This window comes from Pseudonocardia spirodelae (genome assembly GCF_037727765.1).
Classification (GTDB): Bacteria; Actinomycetota; Actinomycetes; order Mycobacteriales; family Pseudonocardiaceae; genus Pseudonocardia; species Pseudonocardia spirodelae.
Window position 1 is genome coordinate 77,844 of the sequence record NZ_JBBJUP010000014.1, and the last position, 23,027, is coordinate 100,870.

General features: G+C 75.4%; 21 protein-coding genes. 10 read left to right on the forward strand and 11 right to left on the reverse strand.

From position 1 onward, the window contains the following. Nucleotides 1–35: 35 nt before the first annotated feature. A complete protein-coding gene (gene prcA / locus WJX68_RS17555; RefSeq protein WP_340292240.1) occupies nt 36–851 on the forward strand; it encodes a proteasome subunit alpha in 816 nt (271 codons plus the stop codon). A 176-nt stretch (nt 852–1,027) separates the two neighbouring features. After that, nucleotides 1,028–1,366 carry an SRPBCC family protein gene (locus WJX68_RS17560; protein WP_340292242.1) on the forward strand — a complete coding sequence of 113 codons (339 nt, stop codon included), beginning with the start codon at nt 1,028–1,030 and terminating at the stop codon, nt 1,364–1,366. A gap of 6 nt (nt 1,367–1,372) precedes the next feature. Here the strand turns inward: WJX68_RS17560 and WJX68_RS17565 are convergent, their stop codons facing one another. Then, complete coding sequence (locus WJX68_RS17565) at nt 1,373–1,870, reverse strand: copper chaperone PCu(A)C domain-containing protein (protein ID WP_340292244.1); 498 nt, start codon at nt 1,868–1,870, stop codon at nt 1,373–1,375. Nucleotides 1,871–1,957: 87 nt separating this feature from the next. Between WJX68_RS17565 and WJX68_RS17570 the strand changes: the two genes are divergently transcribed. Continuing rightward, nucleotides 1,958–2,983 (forward strand): LLM class flavin-dependent oxidoreductase, encoded by a 1,026-nt coding sequence (locus tag WJX68_RS17570; RefSeq protein WP_340292246.1) that lies wholly within the window; start codon nt 1,958–1,960, stop codon nt 2,981–2,983. 4 nt (nt 2,984–2,987) lie between these two features. On the opposite strand, the gene WJX68_RS17575 is transcribed toward WJX68_RS17570, so the two are convergent. After that, entirely contained in the window at nt 2,988–3,935 is a 948-nt protein-coding gene (locus WJX68_RS17575) for a LysR family transcriptional regulator (protein WP_340292248.1), read from the reverse strand. Nucleotides 3,936–4,008: 73 nt separating this feature from the next. Here WJX68_RS17575 and WJX68_RS17580 point away from each other — a divergent pair, with 73 nt between their 5' ends. Then, the gene (locus tag WJX68_RS17580) at nt 4,009–4,959 is read left to right on the forward strand and encodes a DMT family transporter (RefSeq protein ID WP_340292251.1); all 951 of its coding nucleotides are present in this window, start codon (nt 4,009–4,011) and stop codon (nt 4,957–4,959) included. On the opposite strand, the gene fdhD is transcribed toward WJX68_RS17580, so the two are convergent. After that, the gene (gene fdhD / locus WJX68_RS17585; protein WP_340292253.1) at nt 4,949–5,782 is read right to left on the reverse strand and encodes a formate dehydrogenase accessory sulfurtransferase FdhD; all 834 of its coding nucleotides are present in this window, start codon (nt 5,780–5,782) and stop codon (nt 4,949–4,951) included. The genes WJX68_RS17580 and fdhD overlap by 11 nt on opposite strands. A 51-nt stretch (nt 5,783–5,833) precedes the next feature. On the opposite strand from fdhD, the gene mobA reads away from it, so the two are divergent. The 4 genes from mobA to WJX68_RS17605 all read left to right on the forward strand — a co-directional run bounded on the left by mobA (nt 5,834) and on the right by WJX68_RS17605 (nt 11,681). Continuing rightward, nucleotides 5,834–6,622 carry a molybdenum cofactor guanylyltransferase gene (gene mobA, locus WJX68_RS17590; RefSeq protein ID WP_340292256.1) on the forward strand — a complete coding sequence of 263 codons (789 nt, stop codon included), beginning with the start codon at nt 5,834–5,836 and terminating at the stop codon, nt 6,620–6,622. 62 nt (nt 6,623–6,684) lie between these two features. Further along, nucleotides 6,685–8,610: a molybdopterin oxidoreductase family protein gene (locus tag WJX68_RS17595; RefSeq protein WP_340292258.1), complete on the forward strand. Its 1,926-nt coding sequence runs from the start codon at nt 6,685–6,687 to the stop codon at nt 8,608–8,610. Beyond that, nucleotides 8,611–10,500 carry an NAD(P)H-dependent oxidoreductase subunit E gene (locus WJX68_RS17600; RefSeq protein ID WP_340292260.1) on the forward strand — a complete coding sequence of 630 codons (1,890 nt, stop codon included), beginning with the start codon at nt 8,611–8,613 and terminating at the stop codon, nt 10,498–10,500. Next, nucleotides 10,497–11,681: a 2Fe-2S iron-sulfur cluster-binding protein gene (locus WJX68_RS17605; RefSeq protein ID WP_340292262.1), complete on the forward strand. Its 1,185-nt coding sequence runs from the start codon at nt 10,497–10,499 to the stop codon at nt 11,679–11,681. Before WJX68_RS17600 ends, WJX68_RS17605 begins: the two co-directional genes overlap by 4 nt. On the opposite strand, the gene WJX68_RS17610 is transcribed toward WJX68_RS17605, so the two are convergent. Then, on the reverse strand, nt 11,632–12,222 hold the full coding sequence (locus tag WJX68_RS17610) for a TetR family transcriptional regulator (RefSeq protein ID WP_340292264.1): 591 nt from the start codon (nt 12,220–12,222) through the stop codon (nt 11,632–11,634). The genes WJX68_RS17605 and WJX68_RS17610 overlap by 50 nt on opposite strands. 48 nt (nt 12,223–12,270) lie before the next feature. Between WJX68_RS17610 and WJX68_RS17615 the strand changes: the two genes are divergently transcribed. Further along, the gene (locus tag WJX68_RS17615) at nt 12,271–13,179 is read left to right on the forward strand and encodes an SDR family oxidoreductase (RefSeq protein WP_340292266.1); all 909 of its coding nucleotides are present in this window, start codon (nt 12,271–12,273) and stop codon (nt 13,177–13,179) included. 4 nt (nt 13,180–13,183) lie between these two features. Here WJX68_RS17615 and WJX68_RS17620 read toward each other — a convergent pair whose 3' ends face one another. The 4 genes from WJX68_RS17620 to WJX68_RS17635 are packed head-to-tail and all read right to left on the reverse strand — an operon-like array spanning nt 13,184 to nt 18,188. Beyond that, nucleotides 13,184–14,413, reverse strand: a complete 1,230-nt coding sequence (locus WJX68_RS17620; protein ID WP_340292268.1) for an MFS transporter — start codon at nt 14,411–14,413, stop codon at nt 13,184–13,186. A gap of 52 nt (nt 14,414–14,465) precedes the next feature. Next, nucleotides 14,466–15,137 (reverse strand): class I SAM-dependent methyltransferase, encoded by a 672-nt coding sequence (locus WJX68_RS17625; protein WP_340292270.1) that lies wholly within the window; start codon nt 15,135–15,137, stop codon nt 14,466–14,468. Beyond that, nucleotides 15,130–16,647 (reverse strand): amidohydrolase, encoded by a 1,518-nt coding sequence (locus WJX68_RS17630; protein ID WP_340292272.1) that lies wholly within the window; start codon nt 16,645–16,647, stop codon nt 15,130–15,132. The genes WJX68_RS17625 and WJX68_RS17630 overlap by 8 nt, the downstream gene beginning before the upstream one ends. 5 nt (nt 16,648–16,652) lie before the next feature. Next, the gene (locus WJX68_RS17635) at nt 16,653–18,188 is read right to left on the reverse strand and encodes a bifunctional phosphatase PAP2/diacylglycerol kinase family protein (RefSeq protein WP_340292275.1); all 1,536 of its coding nucleotides are present in this window, start codon (nt 18,186–18,188) and stop codon (nt 16,653–16,655) included. An 84-nt stretch (nt 18,189–18,272) separates the two neighbouring features. On the opposite strand from WJX68_RS17635, the gene pafA reads away from it, so the two are divergent. Then, on the forward strand, nt 18,273–19,634 hold the full coding sequence (pafA, locus tag WJX68_RS17640; protein WP_340292277.1) for a Pup--protein ligase: 1,362 nt from the start codon (nt 18,273–18,275) through the stop codon (nt 19,632–19,634). Nucleotides 19,635–19,680: 46 nt separating this feature from the next. Here the strand turns inward: pafA and glsA (WJX68_RS17645) are convergent, their stop codons facing one another. From glsA (WJX68_RS17645) to glsA (WJX68_RS17655), 3 genes are all read right to left on the reverse strand, one after another. Further along, complete coding sequence (glsA, locus tag WJX68_RS17645) at nt 19,681–20,676, reverse strand: glutaminase A (RefSeq protein ID WP_340292280.1); 996 nt, start codon at nt 20,674–20,676, stop codon at nt 19,681–19,683. Between the two features lie 62 nt (nt 20,677–20,738). Continuing rightward, nucleotides 20,739–21,827: a sugar-transfer associated ATP-grasp domain-containing protein gene (locus WJX68_RS17650; RefSeq protein WP_340292283.1), complete on the reverse strand. Its 1,089-nt coding sequence runs from the start codon at nt 21,825–21,827 to the stop codon at nt 20,739–20,741. A gap of 106 nt (nt 21,828–21,933) precedes the next feature. Further along, a complete protein-coding gene (gene glsA, locus WJX68_RS17655; RefSeq protein WP_340292285.1) occupies nt 21,934–22,983 on the reverse strand; it encodes a glutaminase A in 1,050 nt (349 codons plus the stop codon). Between the last annotated feature and the right edge of the window lie 44 nt (nt 22,984–23,027).

The following is a 23,027-nucleotide window of genomic DNA, read 5'->3' on the forward strand; positions in this document are numbered from 1 at the left end:
CGCACCGCACGAGCACGAGCCTGGAGCGTCTCCCCATGACGATGCCGTTCTACTCCTCCGTCGACCAGCTGCTGCGCGACCGGTCCGAGCTGGCCCGCAAGGGCATCTCGCGCGGCCGCAGCGTCGTGGTGCTGACCTACGCGGGCGGCGTCCTGTTCGTCGCGGAGAACCGCTCGACGGCCCTGCACAAGGTCTCCGAGATCTACGACAAGATCGGCTTCGCCGCGGTCGGCCGCTACAACGAGTTCGAGAACCTGCGCACCGGTGGCATCCGGATGGCCGACTTCCGCGGCTTCACCTACGACCGGCGCGACGTGACCGGCCGGATGCTGGCCAACGCCTACGCCCAGGCGCTGGGCACCGCGTTCGTCGAGCAGCAGAAGCCCTTCGAGGTCGAGCTGTGCGTGGCCGAGGTCGGTGCCGAGGCCGACGGCGACCAGCTCTACCGCATCACCTACGACGGCTCGATCACCGACGAGCCCCGCTTCGTCGTGATGGGCGGGCAGACCGAGCCCATCTCGCAGAAGCTGTCCGAGACCTACGCCCACGGCCTCGAGCTGGGCGCGGCGATCGAGGTCGCGCTCGGCGGCCTGCAGGTCCCCGGCGCGGACCCGGCGTCGCCGGGCAACGGCGCGAACGCCCAGCCCCGCGTGCTGGGCGCCGAGGCGCTGGAGGTCGCGGTGCTCGACCGCGCCCGTCCGCGGCGCACGTTCCGCCGGATCGAGGGCGCGGCGCTGGCCGACCTGCTGCCGGCGGCCAACCGCGGCACCGACGAGCCGGAGCCCGACGTCGCGGGCGGGGACGACGCACCGGCCGCGGGCGGGGCGCTGGGCGAGGGCGGGACGTCCTGACCCGCTTCTCCGCGACCACCGAGTCCGAGGCCGTCGTCACCGCGGCCCGCGACGACGTCTGGCGCGTCCTGACCGATCCCGAGATCCTGCCGACCCTGACACCGCTGCTCAACCGGATCGACGCCGACACCGGCACGAACGCCGCGACCGACGGCTACGAGCTGTGGCGCTGGCACATGGTGCGGATCGCCGTGCTCGGTGTGGGCATCAAGCCGGTGTTCACCGAGCGCATGACCTTCACCGAGGGCAAGCGCATCGAGTTCACCCACGCGCCGCCCGCCGGCGTCACCGAGTGGGCGGGCGCCGAGGGCCACTACGCCCTGCGCGACGCCGACCCCGAGCCCGACGGGTCCCCGGCGACGCACCTGGAGATCTCGCTGACCGTCGACGTCGACATGCCGCTCTCGCGCCTGGCCGCACCGGTCGTCACGCGCACGATGAAGGCGACCATGGACGCCACCGGTGACCGGTTCGCGGCGAACCTGCTACGCCGCCTCGGGGCCCGCGAGCGCTGAGCCCGCTCACGGGTTGTCGACCGGCACCTCCAGCGTCACCGGCCCGCCCCGCTCGAACACCAGCGTGACCGGGTAGGTCGGGCCCACCGACAGGGCCTGGCGGAGGTCGTCGAGGGTGACGGCGGCCCGGGTGACCGACGCCGAGCCCGCCGGGACCGCCGAGCCCGTGTCGCCGACCAGCAGCGTCGTCCCGCCGATCAGGACGGTCTCCCCGGACACGTCGACCGCGGAGGCGACCGGTGAGCTCGCCGAGACGAGCCGGTCGGCGGCGTCGCCGGTGTTGACGGCGACCAGGGTGAGCTCCGCGTCGCCGCCGGCGGGGTGGGCGATGTCCGAGCCGGTGTCACCGGGCTCGACGGCCGCGTCGCGGATCTCGACCGTCCCGGCGGTGGCGACGGCGTCGCCCGCGGTGCCCATCGGGTCGTCGACGTCGATGGTGGGGGCGGCGGTCCCGCAGCCGGCGAGCAGGAACAGGGCCAGCAGGGCGGGCACGGTACGTCGCATGTGCGCGGTGTGCCCGTTCCGGGCCCGGGCCACGCGCGTCCGCCGGCGATGGCATGATTGAAGGATCAACCATCCGTGGAGGAGCGCATGAGCGAGATCGTGTTCGGCCTGGACACCTTCGGCGACGTCCCGGTCGGCGACGACGGCGACCTGCTGACCCACCCGCAGGCGATCCGCCAGGTCGTCGACGAGGTCGTCCTCGCCGACGGCGCGGGCGTCGACGTCGTCGCGCTGGGGGAGCACCACCGCCCCGAGTACGCGATCTCGACGCCGGAGACGGTGCTGGCCGGGATCGCGACCCGGACGTCGCGGATCCGGCTGTCCTCCGGGGTGACGGTGCTCAGCTCGGACGACCCGGTGCGCGTGTACCAGCGCTTCGCGACCCTCGACGCCCTGTCCGACGGCCGCGCCGAGGTCATCGTCGGCCGCGGCTCGTTCACCGAGTCCTTCCCGCTGTTCGGCTACTCCATGGACGACTACGAGCAGCTGTTCGAGGAGAAGCTCGAGCTGTTCGTGGCCCTGCTCGACGAGAAGCCGGTGACCTGGCGCGGCGCCACCCGCCCGGCGCTGGCCGGCGCCGAGGTCTTCCCGACGACCGGCCGGCGGCTGCCGGTGTGGGTCGGGGTCGGCGGCTCGCCGGAGTCGGTCGTGCGGACCGCGCGCCACGACCTGGGCCTGATGCTGGCGATCATCGGCGGCCCGGCCGGCCGCTTCGCCCCCTACGTCGACCTCTACCACCGCGCCGTCGAGCAGTTCGGCAACGCCCCCAAGCCGGTCGGCATGCACTCGCCGGGCTTCGTCGCCGACACCGACGAGGAGGCCATGGAGGTCTTCTACGGCCCCTACAAGACCCAGATGGACCGGATCGGCGCCCAGCGCGGCTGGCCGCCGCTGGACCGCGCGCGGTTCGAGGCCGAGGTCGCCGGGGGCGCGCTGCACGTCGGGTCGCCCGAGACCGTCGCCCGCCGGATCGCGGACTCGGTGCGGTCGCTGGGCGCGCAGCGGTTCGACCTGATCTACACGGTCGGGCCGCAGCCGGTGTCCGCGCGGCTGCGTGCCGTGGAGCTCTACGGCACGCGGGTGATCCCGATGGTGCGCGAGCTGCTGGCCTGAGCGCTCAGGACGGGCCGAGCCGGGCGGCCGCGGCGCGCAGGCCGTCGACCAGCGCGCGCACCGAGGGGAGCCCGGCGTCGGACTCGCGGGTCGCGAGCAGCAGCGAGCGGCCGACCGCGGGCCGGCAGGGGAGCAGGCGGACGCCGTCGTCGTCGCCCGCGGGGACCGGGCCGGTGCCGCCGGGCACCGCGAGCCCGGCGACGGCCATCGCCGGCAGCAGCGCGACCGCCAGCCCGGCCCGGACGAGCGCGAGCTGGGTGGCGAAGTCGCCGACCCGGTAGCGGATGTCGGGCTCGGCGCCCGCGCCGCGCAGCAGCTGCAGCAGGGCCTCGTACGGCTCGGTCCCGGTCGGTCCCGAGGCCCACACCCGCCCGGTCAGCGTCCGCAGCGGCACCGGGTCGGGTCCGGTCAGCGGGTCCTCGGCGGGCACGGCGAGCTGGGCAGGTTCGGTGACCAGCGCCGTCACCCGCACGCCCGCGGGCAGCCGGGCCGGGCGCTGGGTCCAGCTCTCCAGCAGCACCGCGTCGAGGTCGCGCGAGCGCAGCGCGGGCAGCAGGTCGACGACCTCGCCGTCGTCGACGGTGGGGACCAGGCGCGGGTTGCGGGTGGTGAGCGCGTGTAGCACCTCGGGCAGCAGGCTGCGCAGCGCGCTCGCGACCGAGCCGATGCGCAGCGGGCCGGCCGCGTCGTCGTGCAGGGCGGCCAGGTCGCGCTCGGCGTCGGCGACGGCGGTCGCGGCGACGGCCGCGTGCCCGGCCAGCACGTGCCCGGCGGCGGTGAGCCGGATCCCGCGCCCGTCGGGCTCGACGAGCCGGGTCCCGGCTTCGCGTTCGAGCTTGCGCAGCTGCTGGGTCACCGCCGGGCCGGTGATGTGCAGCGCGGCCGCGGCGGCGCCGACCGACCCGTGCTCGGCCACCGCCCGGAACACCCGCAGTCGATCCCATGCGATCACACAGCTCAGCTTAGCGGTACACCGTAGGAACAATCATTGGAACTATGCGGTGTCGGCGGGGATCGTGGAGATCGTGAACGCACGCACCGCCCCCGACCCGCAGTCGGTCCTGCTCCTGCTCGCCGGCGCCGCCGTCCTGTCCTGGACCGGCGTCCTCGTCGCCCTGGCCGGGACCGACCCGGCCAGCGCCTCGTTCTGGCGCTGCGTGCTCGCGCTGGTCGTGCTCGCCCCGTGGGCGCTGGCGGAGTGCCGGCGCTCCGGCGGGCTGCCGCTCGCGACGGCCGGCTGGTCGCTGCTGTCCGGGCTGTTCCTGGGCGCGGACTTCCTGCTGTGGACCCGCGCCGTGCTCGACGCAGGCGCCGGCGTCGCGAACGTCGTGCTCAACATCCAGGTGCTGGCGCTGCCGCTGATCGCGTGGGTGGTCGCGGGCGAGCGGGTACCGCGGCGGCTGGTGTTCGCCGCCCCGCTGCTGCTCGGCGGGATCGCACTGGCCGGCGGGGTGCTCGGTGCCGGTGTCGGGGGTCCCGAGCCGGTGCGCGGCGCGGTGCTCGGCACGCTCGCGGGCGTCGCCTACGCCGGGTTCCTGCACCTCAACCGGTCGGTGTCGCGGACGAGCCCGCGCCACCTGGTGACCCCGGTCGCCCTGGCCACCGTCGGTGCCGGGGTGCTGTGCGGGGCGGTCGGCCTCGCCGGGGACGGGATCGCGGTCGCGCTGCCCGCGGCGAGCTGGGCGTGGCTGATCGTGCTGGCACTGGCCGGGCAGGTCGTGTCCTGGGTGCTCATCGGGCGCGGCTCGGCCGGGCTCGCGCCGGGCACCGCGGGCGCGCTGCTGCTGGTGCACCCCGTGCTGTCGGTGCTGCTGGGCATGCTGGTGCTGGGCGAGTCGCCGACCGCCGTGCAGCTCGCGGGCTGCGCGCTGGTCGTCGCGACGGTCGCGGCGCTGGTCGGGCCGCCCGGCACGGGGGCCCGGCTGCGCGGCCTCGCCCGCCGCCACGAGCGGGCCTGGGCGACGCTCACGCCGTGAGGTCGAGCCGCTCCCGGCCGGTGTAGACGTTGCCGGTCTCCCCGCGCAGGAACCCGACCAGCGTCATGCCGGACTCCTCGGCCAGCTCCACCGCCAGCGACGACGGCGCCGACACCGCCGCGAGCGCCGGCACCCCGGCCATGACGGCCTTCTGCACCAGCTCGAACGACGCCCGCCCCGACACCATCAGCACGGTGCCGGCGGCGGGCACGCGCCCGTCCATCACCATCCGGCCCAGCACCTTGTCCACCGCGTTGTGCCGGCCGACGTCCTCGCGGGCGGCCAGCAGGGTGCCGTCGGCGTCGAACAGGGCCGCGGCGTGCAGCCCGCCGGTGGAGCCGAACACCTTCTGGTGCTCGCGCAGCCGGCCGGGCAGCGACAGCAGCAGCTCCCGCCCGATGCGCAGCGGGTCCGCCGCGGGCGAGTGGCGGGTCTTCAGCCGGACCGCGTCCAGCGACGCCTTCCCGCACACCCCGCACGACGAGGTCGTGTAGAAGTTGCGCTCCACCGACGTGTCCGGCGGGGCGACGCCCTCGGCGAGGTCGACGTCGAGCACGTTGTAGGTGTTGCGGCCGTCCTCGTCGACGGAGTTGCAGTAGCGCGCCCCGGCCAGGTCCAGGCCCGAGGCGATCACGCCCTCGGTGAGCAGGAAGCCGTGCGCGAGCTCGACGTCGTGGCCCGGGGTGCGCATCGTCACCGTCAGGGCCTTCCCGCCGACCCGCAGCTCCAGCGGCTCCTCGACGACCAGGGTGTCCGGACGCGAGCGGGTGCCGCCGTCCGGGTTCAGCCGCAGCACCGGGCGCCGCACGGTCAGCCGTCCCATTCCGATCCCCTCCCCGACGTCGCCCTCCAGCCTAGGAGCAGGATCGGGGACGTGCGCGGGTACGGGGGACGACGGCCGGCGGCCGGGATCGTGCCGGCCGGGGGCGCCTCGTCGCGGATGGGGACACCGAAGGCGTGGCTGGACTGGCACGGGGCCGCGCTGCTGACCCGCACCGTCGCCGTGCTGGGCCGGGCGGTGGACGGGCCGGTGGTCGTGGTGCGCGCCGCCGGGCAGGAGCTGCCGGAGCTGCCGCCGGGCACCGAGGTGGTCGACGACCCGGTGCCCGGGCTGGGCCCGCTGCCCGCGATCGGGGCCGGGCTGGCCGCGGTCGCCGACCGGGCGCAGGCCGCGTTCGTCGCGTCGGTGGACCTGCCGCTGCTGCACCCCGCGTTCGCGGCGCGGGTGCTCGACCTGCGCGGGACCCACGACGTCGCGCTGCCCGAGGCGTTCGGCCACCACCAGCCCCTGGCGGCCGCCTACGCCACCGCGCTCGCCCCGGTGATCGACGGGCTGACCGCGGCCGGGCAGGGCCGCCCGCCGTCGCTGTTCGCCCGCTGCGCGGTGCGCCGCCTGGACGAGCCGTCCCTGCGCGCCGACCCGGTGCTGGCGCGCCTGGACCCGGAGCTGGCGTCGCTGACCAACGTCAACACCCCCGGTGAGCTGGCCTCCGCCCGCGCCCGCCCGCTGCCCGCGGTGCTGCTGCACGCGCACGGCCGGGTCCGCACCGTCCACGCCCGCACGGCGGGGGAGCTCGGGCGCCCGGTGGCCGTCGCCGGCGGGACGGGGCCGCTGCCGTCGTGGTTCCCGCTGGTGACCGGCGACGAGCTCGAAGGGGTGTGACGCCGGTCTCGACCTTGCTACGGTGCGGGGACCGAAGGACACCACCACGCCGGAGGTCGACGATGACCGCCACCCGCCCGCAGGGATCGCGCCGGGGTTTCCGCCCCCGTCACGTCCGTCTCACCGAGCCGCTCGTGCGCGAGAACGGGGTCCTGCGCCCCGCGTCGTGGGACGAGGCGCTCGACCGCGCCGCGGCCGGGTTCGCCGGTGTCCCGGGCGACCGCTTCGGCATGTTCAGCTGCTCCAAGGCGACCAACGAGATGAACTACGTCGCGCAGAAGTTCGCCCGGGCGGTGATGGGCAGCAACAACGTCGACAGCTGCAACCGCACTTGACACGCTCCCAGTGTCGTCGGTCTGACGGCTGTGTTCGGTGCCGGTGGCGGCACCTCCTCCTACGTCGAGGCGGAGAACGCCGACCTCCTCGTGCTGTGGGGCTCCAACGCGCGTGAGACGCACCCGATCTTCTTCCACCACGTGCTGCAGGGGATCCGCAAGGGCGCCCGGATGTTCTCGGTCGACCCGCGCCACACCTCCACCGCCCACTGGGCGGACTCCTGGCTCGGGCTCGACGTGGGCACCGACATCGCGCTGGCCAACGCGGTCGGCCGCGAGATCATCCACGCCGGGCTGGTCAACCGCGCGTTCGTGCGCCGCGCGACCACCGGCTTCGACGACTACGCCGCCGCCGTCGAGCCGTACACGCTCGAGCGCGCGGAGGAGATCACCGGTGTGCCCGCGGCGTCGATCCGCGAGCTGGCGCACGCCTACGCCCGCGCCGACCGCGCCCAGATCTGCTGGACGCTGGGCATCACCGAGCACCACAACGCCGCCGACTACGTCTTCGCGCTGATCAACCTCGCGCTGCTGACCGGGCACGTGGGCCGCTACGGCTCCGGGCTGGTGCCGCTGCGCGGGCAGAACAACGTGCAGGGCGGCGGCGACATGGGTTCCATCCCGGCCAAGCTGCCCGGCGGCTACGACGTCGCCGACCCCGACGCCCGCGCCCGCTTCCGGGCCGTCTACGGCGGCAAGGAGTTCCCGGACCGCCCGGGAAGGCACCTGTCGCAGATGTTCGAGGCGATGGAGTCCGGGGAGATGACCGCGCTCTACTGCGTCGGGGAGAACCCGGCCGAGTCCGAGGCCGACGCCGCCCACGCCCGCGCCCTGCTCTCGGGCCTGGACCACCTCGTCGTGCAGGACATCTTCCGGACCGCGACCGCCGAGCTCGCCGACGTCGTGCTGCCCGCGGCCGCGGACTGGTGCGAGTACGAGGGCACCGTCACCAACTCCGAGCGGCGGGTGCAGCGCGTCCGCAAGGCCCTCGACCCGCCCGGCCTGGCCCGGCCCGACACCCACATCCTGTGCGACGTCGCGGCCCGCCTCGGCCAGGACTGGGGCATCCCGACCGCCGAGCAGGTGTGGGACGAGCTGCGGTCGGTGTCGCTGAACTGGCACCACGGCATGAGCTACGCCCGGCTCGACGCGCTCGGCGGAATCCAGTGGCCGTGCCCGGACGAGGACCACCCCGGCACGCCGCTGATGCACGCCCGGCTGTGGGCCGACGACGAGGACGAGCGCGGTGCGCCGGCGCCGTTCACACCGGTGGAGCACGTCGCCCCGGTCGACGAGCTGACCGCGGAGTTCCCGATCCGGCTCACCACGGTCCGGCTGCTCGACGCCTACAACTCCGGCGTGCAGAGCGGGGGCTACGCCTCGCCGCTGCGCCGCCGCGAGTCGCTGCGCATCGACGCCGCCGACGCCGCGGACCTCGGCGTCGCCGACGGCGACCGGGTGCGGGTGACCAGCCGGCGCGGCAGCGTCGAGGCGCCGGTGTGGGTCGACCCGTCGCTGCGGCCGGGGCTGGCGTCGTTCACCCCGCACTTCACCGAGCAGGTCGACGTGAACGTCCTGACCAACGACGCCTGGGACCCCAAGTCGGGCACCTCGGAGTTCAAGGCGACCGCGGTCCGCATCGAGAGGCTGTAGATGGACCTGCACATCTCCGCGGCGGAGCCGACCACGGCCGAGCGCGACGCCGTCGACACCGCGTTCGCGCTGCTCGCCCCGGCCGCCGCGGAGCTGACCGCCGGCGACCGGGCGACCCGCTCGCGGCACGCCGGGCACGCCGTCCGGTCGCGGCGCCACCTGCTGCTGCCGCTGCTGCACGCGGTGCACGACACCGTCGGCTGGCTCTCCGAGGGCGCGCTCGCCCACGTCGCGCGGACCCTGCAGGTGCCGCCCGCGGAGGTGTACGGCGTCGCGACCTTCTACGCGATGTTCTCCGTCGAGCCGCGCCCGCCGCGGGTGGTGCACGTGTGCGACGACGTCGCCTGCGGCCCGTCCGGCGGTGAGGAGATCCTCGCGGCCCTCGACGAGCGGCTGTCCGACGAGCGGACCTGCGTGGTGCGCAGCCCCTGCCTGGGCCTGTGCGAGCGGGCACCGGCGGTGCTGCACCAGCGCGCCGGGGAGCCCGACCTGTCACAGGCCCCGGCCACCCCGGACGGCGTGCTGGGCGCCGCGACCGCCCCCGCCGACCCGGCGGGCGCGCAGGCGGAGACCGCCGACACCGCGTTCGCCGACGCCGGGGTCTCCGCACCCCAGACGGGCACGGGCGAGCATCTGCGGCTGCTGCGCCGGGTCGGCGTCGTCGACCCGTCCTCGCTCGACGACTACCGGGCCCGCGGCGGCTACTCGGCGCTGCGCCGCGCGGTCGCGCTCGGGCCGAGCCGGGTGATCGAGGAGCTGAAGGCGTCCTCGCTGACCGGGCGCGGCGGCGCCGCGTTCCCGACCGGCGTCAAGTGGGAGACCGTCGCGGCGGCCCCGGAACGGCCGCACCATCTCGTGTGCAACGCCGACGAGTCCGAGCCCGGCACCTTCAAGGACCGGGTGCTGATGGAGGGTGACCCGTTCGGGCTGATCGAGGCGATGACGATCGCCGGCTACGTCACCGGCGCCACCGTCGGGCACCTCTACGTCCGCGGCGAGTACCCCCTGGCGACCCGCCGCCTGCAGGACGCGATCGCCGCGGCCCGCGCGCGCGGCCTGCTCGGCGGGGACGTCATGGGCGAGGGCTTCGCGTTCGACGTCGAGCTGCGCCGCGGCGCCGGCGCCTACATCTGCGGCGAGGAGACCGCGCTGCTGCAGTCGATCGAGGGGCACCGCGGCGAGCCGCGCAACAAGCCGCCGTTCCCCGCCACCGCCGGCCTGTTCGGCAGGCCGACCGCCATCAACAACGTCGAGACCCTCTACGACGTGCTCGAGGTCCTGAACATCGGCGGCGAGGCCTTCGCCGGGGTCGGCGGCGGCCGCTCGACGGGGTCGAAGCTGTTCTGCGTGTCCGGCGCCGTCGCCACGCCGGGGGTGTACGAGGTCGACTTCGGCACGACCCTGCGCGAGCTGCTCGACCTCGCCGGCGGCGTGCGCGGGGAGCTGCGCACGGTGCTGCTCGGCGGGGCAGCGGGCGGGTTCGTGCTGCCCTCGGACCTCGACGTGGCGCTGACCCTGGAGGGCGCCCGCGAGATCGGCGCCACCCTCGGCTCGGGCGTGGTGCTGGTGTTCGACACCGCCGCCGACCTGACCGGCACGCTGCGGCGGATCGCGGCGTTCTTCCGCGACGAGTCCTGCGGGCAGTGCGTGCCGTGCCGGGTCGGCACCGTCCGCCAGGAGGAGGCGCTGGCCCGGCTCGAACGCGGCGCACCGCTGGGCTCACGGGAGACCGAGCTCGCGCTGCTGTCGGACCTGGCCCGGGTGATGCGCGACGCCTCGATCTGCGGGCTCGGGCAGACCGCGCCGTCGGCGGTGCTCTCGGCGATCGACCTGGGCCTGATCGCCGCGCCGCCGCCCGCGCGCAGCAACGGACACCGGGGGACGCGATGACGACCACCAGCGGCAAGGGCCCGGCCGGACCGGGCGGCGGGTCGGGCGCGCCGGCGGCCGGCGACGTCGACGGCACGCCCGAGTCGGTCGTCACCGGCAACGGCACCCCCGGCGACGGGCCCGGTGCCGGGGAGGGCGTCGCGTCGTTGCGCCGCACCGACACCAGTCCCGGCGTCACCGTGGCCGACCCCGCGGGCACGGCCCCCGGGCCGGCCGAGCGGCTCGCCGCGGGCCCGGTGATGCTGGGGGCGATCCGGCGCACCGTCGGGCTGACGCTGGACGGCACGCAGGTCCGCGTCCCGGAGGGCACGACCATCCTGGAGGCGCTGCACGCCGAGGGCACCCCGGAGCAGGCCGACACCCCGACGCTGTGCTGGGCGCCGAACATGGACCCCATCAACGCCTGCCGGGCCTGCGTCGTCGAGGTCGAGGGGTCGCGCACGCTGGTGCCGTCCTGTGCGCGGCGCTGCGAGGACGGCATGGAGGTCCGCACCGGCACCGAGAAGGTCCGGCACAGCCGGCGGATGGTGCTGGAGCTGCTCGCGTCCTCGGCCGACATGTCCCGGGCGAGCGCGGACGTGGCCCGCTGGATGAGCGAGTACGGCGTCGACGCCGACCGCTACGGCCCGCCCGCCCCGCCGGCGGGGGAGGGGGAGCGCGACCGCCGCCACGCCGGGCACCACCGGGCCCCCGACGGGCGCACGCGGGAGACCGTCGCCCAGCCCGTGAAGATCGACAACGAGCTCTACGTGCGGGACTACTCGCGCTGCATCATGTGCTACAAGTGCACGCACGCCTGCGGGACCGACGCCCAGTTCACCTTCGCGATCGCGGCGGCCGGGCGCGGTTTCGACGCCCGCATCGCCACCGAGCACGACGTGACGCTGCCCGAGTCGGCGTGCGTGTACTGCGGCAACTGCATCGGCGTCTGCCCCACCGGGGCCCTGGTGTCGGTGGCCGAGTACGACCGGCGCGAGGCGGGGGACTGGCACCCCGAGGACGAGACGGTCACGACGACGATCTGCTCGTTCTGCGGGGTCGGCTGCAACCTGGAACTGCACGTGCAGCAGGGCGAGATCGTCAACGTCACCAGCCCGTCGGACCACTCGGTGACCCACGGGCACCTGTGCATCAAGGGCCGGTTCGGGTTCCGCCACGTGCAGAACCTGCCGGAGGGCTGAGCACCCGGTCCACGAACGCGGTCAGCTCGTCGCGCACGTGCTCGGTCACCGGGCGGTGCGGGTCGAAGCTCCACCACAGCAGGCAGCCCTGCCACTGGGTGGCCAGTGCCCCGGCGGCGACCCGGTCGCCGCCCAGGCAGCCGGCGAGCACCGCGGTGAGCGTCTCGCGCCAGGCGACGCCGCGCCGCCGGACCTGCGGGTCGCGCAGGTCCTCGCGCAGCACGAGCAGCGCGTCGGCGTAGCTGTCGATGCCGCCGTACTGCTCGGACAGCGCCACCAGGAAGGCCACCGCCCCGCCGGGGGTGGGCTCGGCGTCCGCGCCGAGCCGGGCGGTGCGGGCCTGCAGGCCGTCCCAGGCGTGCAGCAGCGCCCGGCGCAGGAGCTCCCCGCGGCCCCCGAAGCGCTGCACCAGGGTGGCCGGGGCCAGTCCGCACACGGCCGCCAGCGCGGCGAAGGTGAGCCCGCGGGGCCCGCCGTCGTGCAGGACGGCCAGGGCGTGGTCGAGCACCTCGGAGTCGGGAACCTGCTTGCGCCGGGGCATACCACCATCGTATATAAACGAATACTTGTTCATAAACGTGGAGGGCACATGTCGCTGGACGGACGGATCGCACTGGTCGCGGGGGCCACCCGGGGCGCGGGACGGGGGATCGCGGTCGAGCTCGGCGCGGCCGGGGCCACCGTGTACTGCACGGGGCGCAGCACGCGTGCCCGGCGCTCGGAGTACGACCGGCCCGAGACGATCGAGGACACCGCCGAGCTCGTGACCGCCGCGGGCGGGACCGGGATCGCGGTGCCGTGCGACCACCTCGACCCCGACGCCGTCGCCGCGCTCGTCGCGCGGATCGGGCGCGACCACGGTCGGCTCGACGTGCTCGTCAACGACATCTGGGGCGCCGAGCTGCTGGTCGAGTGGGAGGTCCCGGTGTGGGAGCACGACCTCGCCGGCGGCCTGCGCACGCTCCGCCTGGCGATCGACACCCACCTCGTCACCGCCCACCACGCCCTGCGCCTGCTCGCGGCCACCCCCGGCGGGCTGGTCGTCGAGGTCACCGACGGCACCGCGGACTACAACGCCGAGCACTACCGGCTCAACGCCTACTACGACCTGGCCAAGATCGCCCCGATCCGGCTGGCCCGCAGCTGGGCGCACGAGCTGCGCGACCACGGCGGCACCGCGGTCGCGGTCACCCCCGGCTGGCTGCGCTCGGAGATCATGCTGGACGCCTTCGGCGTCACCGAGGACACCTGGCGCGACGCCCTCGCCGCGCAGCCGCACTTCGCGATCTCGGAGACCCCGCGCTTCGTCGGGCGCGGCATCGCCGCGCTGGCCGCCGACCCCGACCGGCACCGCTGGACCGGCCGCTCCACCTCCTCGGGCGAGCTGGGACGCGTCTACGGCGTCGACGACGTCGACGGGTCGCGCCCGGACGCCTGGCGCTACGTCGTCGAGGTCCAGGACCCCGGCCGCCCCGCCGACGTCACCGGCTACCGCTGAGCGTTCACGCCGCCGCGGTCCGCGCCTCGCGGCGCTGCAGCACCAGCAGCGCCGCGAGCGCGAGCATCGCCAGCCCCGCGACCCCGGCGCAGAACACGATCCCCGCCGTGCGCAGCCCCCACGACTGGCTCGCCGCGCCGAGCCCCACCACCGGCAGCGAGATCGCCACGTAGACCACCACGAAGTACGACGACGTCGTCCCCGCCCGCTGCGCGGCCCCGACCCGGGAGTTCACCGCGGCCAGCCCCTTGGAGAACGTCATGCCCTGCCCGGCCCCGGCCACCAGCGCTCCCGCGACCAGCTCGGCCATCGAACCCTGGGCCACCGACAGCGCGACCAGCCCGGCCCCGGCGGCCAGCAGCACGCAGCCGGCGTCCAGGGTCCGGTCGGTGTCGGTGTGCTGCACCAGGATCTGGGTGACGACCGAGGCGCCCAGCAGCAGCAGCGACATCGCCCCCGCCACCGCGTGGTCGGGGTCGCCGATCAGCTCGGCGACGATCCGCGGGGACAGCGCGGTGAACAGGCCCAGCACCGCGAACCCGGCGAACCCCGCCGTCGCGGCCGGGGCGAACACCGCGCGCACCGACGGCGGGACCTCCATCCGCTGCGGCGCGAGCACCGGCCGCCGCGGCCGGTCGCGCACGGTCTCCGGCGCCGCCCACACCAGCAGCCCGCACAGCGCGACGGCGACCGCGTGCACCGCGAACGACAGGTGCAGCGGCGCGGGCAGGTACTCCACCGCCAGCCCGGCCAGTGCCGCGCCGAGCCCGAGGCCGCCGATGTTCGCCGCCGTCGCGACCGCCGGGCCGCGCGAGCGCCACGACCCGGGGGCGGCCTCGATCACCGCGGCCGTCGCGGCACCGGCGAAGATGCCGGCCGACAGCCCCGACAGCAGCCGTCCCAGCAGCAGCACCCACACCGGACCGGCCAGCAGGAACACCACGCTGCTGGCCAGCGACAGCGCCACCCCGCCGAGCAGCACGGGGCGGCGGCCCAGCTGGTCGGACCAGCGTCCGGTCACCAGCAGCGCGGCGAGCACCCCGACCGCGTAGGCGGCGAAGACGACCGTCTGCACGACCGGGGAGAAGCCGAGCTCGCGCTGGTAGAGCGCGTACATCGGGGTGGGCATCGTCGCGCCGAGCATGACGACGGCGAACGTGACGGCGAGACCGGCGAAGGCGGCGGCCGGTGGCAGGCGGCGGATGACGGACCCCTCTCGCGTTGCGCGGTGCACCGGTCATGATCGCCGACCGGCGCCCGCGGCGCAGCCCGGCCCCGCCGGGCGGTCAGGGGCGGCGCCGCAGCACGTGCAGGTCGACCCCGTGCGGCAGCGGGCGGGTGCGCACCGTCCAGTCCGCGCGGGCCGCGGCGAGCCAGCGCGGCGTCTCCGGGCGCCCCGGGTCGGCCAGCCACACCGCCGCGCGGCGGCTCGTGAGCTGCACCAGGAGCCCCAGCAGGGCATCGGCGGCGGCCGCGCCGTAGAGCACGTCCGCGGCGAGCACCAGGTCCCACCGGTGCCCGCGCACCGCCTCGGCGGGCGCGTCGAACGCCGTCGTCGCGGTCTGCAGGGTCAGACCCGCCCGGCGGGCGTTGGCCGCCACCCACGCGAGCGCGGCGGCCGACCGGTCGGTCGCGAGCACCGGTGCGGCGCCGGCGCGGGCGGCCACCAGCGACGGCAGCCCCAGCCCGCAGCCCAGCTCCAGCACCCGGCGCCCGGCCAGCCGGGCGGGCCCGGCCCCGTCGACGGCGGCGGCGAGCGCCCGACCCGCGGGCCACGGCCGCGCCCAGTGCGCCGGGTGCAGCTCCTCGACGCCCGCGGGGCCCGGCACCGGGTCCGGGGCGACGGCGTCCGGGTCGGCCGGGCGCAGCAGGGTCAGCGGGCCCCGCGGCAGCGCGAGGTGTTCCAGCACACCGGGACCGGTCGGGCCCGGCACCGCCCGGCGCACCGGCTCAGACACCGGCGCGGTGGGTGAGCCGGCCGCCGACCAGCGTCGCCGCGACCGGCATCGACCGCAGCGTCGCCGCGTCGCAGGTGGTCGGGTCGGCGTCGGTGAGGACCAGGTCCGCCCGCGCGCCCGGGGCCGGCGCGCCCGCACCGTAGGAGCCCGCCACCACCCCGGACGACGCGCCGAGCGCGGTGGCCCGGTCGATCTCCTGCTCGGGGTGCCAGCGCTCGCGCCCGTCGGCGGAGCGGTGCACGGCCGCGGCCAGGGCGATCCACGGGTCCAGCGGCGCGACGGGTGCGTCGGAGCCGAGGGCGAGGCGGGCCCCGGCCGCGTGCAGCGTCGCGAACGCGAACGCCCGCGCGGTGCGGCCCGCCCAGAGCCGGTCGGCGACGTCGCGGTCGTCCAGCGCGTGCTCGGGCTGCACGCTCGCCACGAGGCCCAGCTCGGCGAAGCGGGGCACGTCCTCGCCGGTCAGCAGCTGGGCGTGCTCCACCCGCCCGCGGGCACCGGTCGCGGCGAACGCGTCGAGGACCAGGGTGTTGGCGTGGTCGCCGATGGCGTGCAGCGCGGCGTCGAGCCCGCCCGCGTGTGCCCGCGCCAGCAGCGGCCGCAGCTGCGCCGGCGGTACCAGCAGCAGCCCACACGGGTGCTCCAGCGGGTTCCGCGGCGGCGCGGGGTAGGGGTCGTAGCAGTAGGCGGTGCGGGTGTTGAGCGAGCCGTCGGTGATGACCTTCAGCGGCCCGGCGGTGAGCAGCCCCCCGGTGCCCTCGACGACGTCGCCGGTGCGCAGCCCGGTCGCGAGCGCGTCGTCGAGGCGCTCGGGCCACACCGACGCCTCCACCCGCAGCCCGGTGACACCGGCGTCGATGCGGCGCCGCCAGTCCGGCAGCGACCACGGCGCCTCGAAGTCGACGATCCCGACCACTCCCCGCGCCGACGCCGCGGCGGCCGCGTCGGCGACGAAGCCGTCCAGCACGGCGTCGGGCACGTCCTGCAGCGCGACGGTGACGGCGAAGAACTCCGACTCCCGGATGCGCCCGGTCGGGTGGCCACGGTGCCCGAAGCGCTCCAGCGCGGGCCCGTTGAGCCAGCCCTGGTGCAGGTCGCCCGACACCAGCACCACGGGGACGTCCGCGGTGCCCGGGCCGTGCAGGCCGTCGAGCAGGTCGCGGTGCGCCTCGTCGGGCCACAGCGCGTCGCGGAAGCCGAACCCGACCAGCACCTCACCGGGCTCCGGGGGAGCGGACGCGAGCCGCGTGGCGACCAGCGCGGCGCAGTCGGCCGCGGACCGCGCGCCGGACAGGTCCAGCCGGCGCCGCGCCAGCGCCCACTGCGCCATGTGCACGTGGTGGTCCCACAGGCCCGGCAGCAGGGCGCGGCCGTCGGCCTCGACCACCTCGGCGCCGCCCGGGTCCAGCCCGGGACCGACGGCGAGCACCCGGCCCTCGCCCAGCAGGACGTCGACGGGATCGGCGAGGCCGTCGCAGCCGGGCAGCAGGGGCCGGACCGACCGCAGCAGCACGCCCGTCACCCCTGGTAGGGCCGGTCGCGCCCGGTCCAGCGGTCCTCGTCGCGGCGGTAGACCGGGATCGGCTTCTCCGCCACGCGGAAGGTGTAGCGGCCCGCCTCCTCGACGACCTCGCCGTCGGTGGCCAGCATGCTCGGCTCCAGCAGCTCGACGTCCAGGCGCGACACCTCCCGCTGGTGGTACACGCGGCTGTGCCCGAGCGCGCCCAGGATCAGCGCGAGGACCACCCGGAGCCGGGAGAACCGGACGTCGGCGCGCAGCCAGCGCACGTCGAGCAGGCCGGAGTCCAGCGTCGGGCGCCACGCCGGCACCGCGCCGCGCGGGAAGTAGGGCCCGTTGCCCACGAACAGGAACCACACCTTGTACCAGCGGTCCTCGATCTTGACGCTGATCTTCTCCGAGCGCTGCAGCACGGTGATCAGCGCCGCGGCGAAGGCGGGCCACTTGCCGTAGCGGGGCTGCCACTGCTCGCGCAGCCGGACCAGCTCGGGGTAGGAGCCGATCGAGGCGGTGTTGATGAAGTAGCGGGTCCGCGTGACCGAGACGTCCTCCGGGTCGTCCAGGCGCCCGGGGTGCGCCTCGACCAGCGCCAGGTCGACCGCGACGGCCTCGCCGGCCTGGGTGGCGTCGACGGCCTCCTGGGTGTCGTAGACGCCGACGTCGCGGGCGAAGTGGTTCAGCGTCCCGCCCGGCACGACGACCAGCGGGAGCCCGTGCCGGTCGGCGACCGACGCCGCCGTGGCCACGGTGCCGTCGCCGCCGGCGACGCCGACCGCGCGGACCCACTGCCCGCGCTCGCGCAGCGCGTCCTCCAGCATGTCCTCGACCTTGACCCCGTCGCCGACGACGAGGTGGTGCGCGGCGGGCAGCCGCTCGCGGACCTCCTCGGACACGTCGTGGTCGGGCGGGCCGGAGAACGGGTTCGACACGATGACCAGGCCCTCGCCCTGGGGGAGCACCGGCACGGTGTCCATCGGGCGGGCCCGGGCCTCGTCGGAGGGCCGGACCGGCCACCAGCGCCGGGTGGCCTGCGCGACGCCGGTGCCGATGGCCGCACCGACGAGCACGTCGGAGGTCCAGTGCACGCCCACGTGCACCCGCGACCACCCGACCAGCACCGCCAGCGGCACGACGACCGGGGCGGCGCGCCGGTTCTCCATCACCACCGCGGTCGCGAACGCCGCGGCCGAGGCCGCGTGCCCCGACGGGAACGACGACGACGACGGCGGGTCGGCCACCGTCCGGTACACCGGAAGCTCGGCCGCGGCCGGGCGCCGCCGCGGCAGCAGCGGCTTCAGCACGGCGTTCGCGGTGAAGCTGGTGAGCGCGATCGAGGCGACCCCGCGCAGCGCGGCCTGGCGCCCCGCGCCCTTGCGGGCGGCGAGCAGCGCGGCGATCGCGAACCACAGCACGCTGTGGTCGGCGGTGCGGGTCAGGCGGCGCAGGGAGGTGTCCACCCGGCTGGGCGGGCGGCTCGCGATGAAGTCGGTGACGGCCTTGTCCGCCCGCGAGACGGAGTCGACGCTCCTGTCCAACCGGCGGGACCGACGTGCGACGCGCTCGAACCATCCACTCACAGTCGTGACACTAGAGGGGGTCGGACGCATACCCTGAAGGGCATGCAGCGTCGGATCTTCGGGGTCGAGACGGAGTTCGGTGTCACGTGCACCTTCCACGGGCAGCGCCGACTGTCCCCGGACGAGGTGGCGCGCTACCTCTTCCGGCGGGTGGTGTCGTGGGGCCGCTCCTCCAACGTCTTCCTCCGCAACGGTGCCCGTCTCTACCTCGACGTCGGGTCGCACCCCGAGTACGCCACCGCCGAGTGCGACTCGCTGACCCAGCTCGTGTCGCACGACAAGGCCGGTGAGCGCATCCTCGAGGACCTGCTCGTCGACGCCGAGCGCCGGCTGGTCGACGAGGGCATCGGCGGCGACATCTACCTGTTCAAGAACAACACCGACTCCGCGGGCAACTCCTACGGCTGCCACGAGAACTACCTGGTCGCCCGGCAGGGCGAGTTCTCCCGCATCGCCGACGTCCTGCTGCCCTTCCTGGTCACCCGCCAGCTCGTCTGCGGCGCCGGCAAGGTCCTGCAGACCCCGCGCGGCGCCGTCTACTGCCTGTCCCAGCGCGCCGAGCACATCTGGGAGGGCGTCTCCTCGGCGACCACCCGCTCGCGCCCGATCATCAACACCCGCGACGAGCCGCACGCCGACGCCGAGCGCTACCGCAGGCTGCACGTCATCGTCGGCGACTCCAACATGTCCGAGGTGACGACCCTGCTCAAGGTCGGGTCGGCCACCCTGGTGCTGGAGATGATCGAGGCCGGCGTCCAGTTCCGGGACTTCACCCTGGACAACCCGATCCGGGCGATCCGCGAGATCAGCCACGACCTCACCGGGCGGCGCCCGGTGCGGATGGCCGGGGGACGCGAGGCCAGCGCACTGGACATCCAGCGCGAGTACCACGCCCGCGCCGTGGAGTACCTCGCCGCGAACGGGCACGCCGACCCGGCGATGGCGCGCGTGGTCGAGCTGTGGGGCCGCACGCTCGACGCCGTCGAGTCCCAGAACCTGTCGCTGATCGACCGCGAGATCGACTGGGCCATCAAGCACCGACTGGTGGAGCGCTACCGCGCCCGGCACGACCTGGAGCTGTCCAGCGCCCGCGTCGCCCAGCTGGACCTCGCCTACCACGACGTCCGCCGGGGCCGCGGCCTCTACGACATGCTGCAGCGCAAGGCACTGGTGGACCGGGTCACCGACGACGGCGAGATCGAGGCGGCCAAGGACACCCCGCCGCAGTCGACCCGGGCCAAGCTGCGCGGGGACTTCATCGCCGCCGCGCAGGCAGCCGGCCGCGACTTCACCGTCGACTGGGTGCACCTGAAGCTGAACGACCAGGCCCAGCGCACCGTCCTGTGCAAGGACCCGTTCCGCGCCGTCGACGAGCGCGTGGACCGGCTGATCGCCTCGCTGTGACCGCCGTCCCCGGGGGTGGGTCCGTGCCCGCCCCCGGGGCGCCGGCTCATTCCGGCTGCGCGACCCGCCCGAACCGGGACTCCGACGGGTCGGCGAACACGTGCAGCCCGAAGCGGCGCGACAGCTCCCGGCACACCGCGACGCCGCGCACCGAGTTGCCGTGCCGGTCCAGCCCGGGGGAGTAGACGCCGAGCCCGAACCAGCGCGGCAGCACGCCCATGATCCCGCCGGAGACCCCGCTCTTGGCGGGGATGCCGACGTCGTGCGCCCACTCGCCGGCCGCGTCGTACATGCCGCACATGCTCATCACGCTGACCACCGTGCGCAGGTGCTCGCGCGGCAGCGCGCGCTCACCGGTCAGCGGGTTCACCCCGCCGTTGGCCAGCGTCGCCCCCATCGCCGACAGCTCCGGTGCGGTGACGGCGATCGAGCAGGCGGCCAGGTACACGTAGAGGTTGTCGTCGATGTCGCCGTGCAGCATCCCGAGGCTGCGCATCAGGTAGGACAGCCCGAGGTTGCGGTCGTTGGCGACGAGCTGCTCCTCCAGCACGCGCGCGTCGATCTGTAGGCCGGGGTTGCCGGTGAACAGCCGGTCGCGCTCCAGCAGCCGCTGCGCCCGCTCCTCCTTCGACCCGCCCCGCACCAGGTTCGCGGCGACCAGCGCACCGGCGTTGATCATGGGGTTGAACGGCCGGTTGCGCGCCTCGTCGAAGGTGATCGAGTTGAACGGGTCCCCGGACGGCTCGACGCCCACCCGGTCCAGCACCGCGTCCAGGCCGTGGTCCTCCAGCGCCAGGGCGTAGGTGAAGACCTTCGAGATCGAGTGCAGCGGGAACCGGACGTCGCAGTCGCCGACCTGCCAGCGGGTCCCGTCGACGTTCGTGCCGGCCAGCCCGAACTCCCCGGCGCGGGCCTCCATCTCCGGCGGGTAGTAGCTGACGACCTCCTCGCCGGGCAGCAGGATCCCGGCGGTCGCGGTGCAGGAGCGCTGCAGCTCCTCGAACTGGCGCTGCACCAGGTCCTGTTCGTCCTGCGCGACCATGGCGTCCCTTTCCGTCTGCGGTGTCCGGTCGCACCGTAGCGGCGTGGGCCGCGGCGGGCCTCTCAGTCGCCCGGGCCCCGCTGGGCCGGGATCGTCCGCCCGCGCCGCCACAGCCGCTCCCAGCCCATGTCCGCGAAGCACGGGCCCTGGGTGGCCTCGGAGAACTTGATGTCGTTGTGCCCGGCGTTCCACTCCAGCACGACGGGGTGCCCGCCCGCGTCGACGGTCAGGTCCCACCCCACGCACCGGGCGAAGGGCATCCGCCGGTGCAGCTCCAGCACGGCGCCGGTGCAGGCCGCGAAGCCGGGCACGGTGAGCCCGGCGAACCCGGCCCCCGAGTCCGGGTGCGCCGCCACCGTCGTCCAGCGCGGCGTGAAGCCCTCCGCGGCGAGCCGCCCGTCGGTGGTGCCGACGGCGACGCGCACGTGGCTGTCGGAGCGCACGTGGGTGTCCGCGGCCCGCCCGAAGCGCAGGTACGCCGCCCGCACCGACGCGTTCCCGTCGTCGGTGACCGCGGTGGTGACGCGCACCGTCGCCACCGAGTCCGGGGTGACCGCCGCCAGCACCGGGTGCTGCTCGACCCAGCTCTGGAACACCCCCGACGGCAGCGTCGCGAGCGCGGCGGGGTCGAACGTGGAGCGGTGCAGGACCCGCACCCCGGCGCCCTGGATGGAGTCGTCGGACTTGAACACCGCACGGTCCGCGCCGTCGAACAGCGCCGCGGCGAGGTCGGCGCGGTCCAGGTGCTGCAGGTCGCGGCCGTAGAGGCCGCCGTTGACCCAGTAGGCGACGTCGGCGATCAGGTCGGACTGCAGCAGCCGCCGCGAGAGCGGCTTGAGCTTGGACACCTCGCCGTAGGGGCCCTGCACCGCGGGCAGCACGACGCGGCCGTAGTAGTTGTCCGGGATCCACCCCTCCCGGAAGCGCCCGGCGACGGCGGCGTAGACCCGCAGCCACGGGGCGTAGCCGCGCCAGCCCAGCACGTCGCCCGCCCAGTCGTCGCACTGCTGCGCGACCGCGCCGGGCAGCGGGCCGCGGTCGGCCTCGATCGTGGCCAGCAGGCGCGCCGCCTCGCTGCGGTGCCTGCGGTGGAACCGGTAGGCGAAGGCGCTGCGCGCGGCCCGCTCGGCGACGGCTTCCAGCGATGTCATGCGGCGCACTCCCGTGTGTCGTCGTGGAACGACACCCTGGCACGGGACCGGCCCGGGGGACACCCGATCGGGGGACGCCGCGCCGGGTCGCGGGCGCCGCGGGAGCTCAGAGGCCGTCGGGCAGCCAGCCGTCGCCGGAGGGGTACATCTCGGTGGCGTCGGCGTCGCGCCGCCCGGGCCGCACGATCCGGCCCAGCCGCGACTCCGAGGGGTCGGCGAACACGTGCAGCCCGAACCGGTCGGAGAGCTCCCGGCAGACCGCGACGCCGCGCGCGGAGTTCCCGTGCCGGTCCAGCCCGGGGGACCACACGCCGACCCCGATCGCGTCCGGGATCGCGGCCAGGATCGCCCCGGAGACGCTGGACTTGGCCGGGATGCCGACGTCGTAGGCCCACTGCCCGGCCGCGTCGTACATGCCGCACATGCTCATCACGCTCAGCACGTCGCGGGTGTAGGTGCGCGGCAGCGCCGGGACCCCGGTGAACGGGTTCGCGCCGCCCCGGGCCAGGGTCGCGGCCATCGTCGACAGCTCGGCCGCGGTCACCGTCACCGAGCAGGCGGCCAGGTAGACGTAGAGGTTGTCCTCGATGTCGCCGTGCAGCATCCCGAGGCTGCGCATCAGGTAGGACAGCGAGGTGTTGCGGTCGTTGGAGACCAGCTGCTCGGCGAGCACGTCCTCGTCGACGGCCAGGTCGGGGTTGCCCGCGTAGATCCGCAGCCGGGTGAGCAGCCGCTCGACCTTCTCCTCCTTGGACCCGCCGTGCACCAGGTTCGCCGCGACCAGCGCACCGGCGTTGATCATCGGGTTGAACGGCCGGTGGTTGACCTCGTCGAAGGTGATCGAGTTGAACGGGTCGCCCGACGGCTCGACGCCGACCCGCAGCAGGACCTCCTCGCGCCCGTTGTCCTCCAGCGCCAGGCCGTAGGTGAAGACCTTGGAGATCGAGTGCAGCGGGAAGCGCACGTCGGCGTCGCCGACCGTCCAGCGGGTGCCCTCGACGTCGGTGGCGGCCAGCCCGAACAGGTGCGCCTGCGCGGCCATCGACGGCGGGTAGTAGGCGACCACGCGCGCGTCCGGGACACCGCCCGGGCGCCCGAGGGTCCGGTGCAGCTCGTCGAGCTGCAGCTGCACGATCTCGCGCTCGGTCTGCTCCATCCCGCCCCTCCGCCGGACGCCCGGCGGCGGGCCCGCCCCACGAC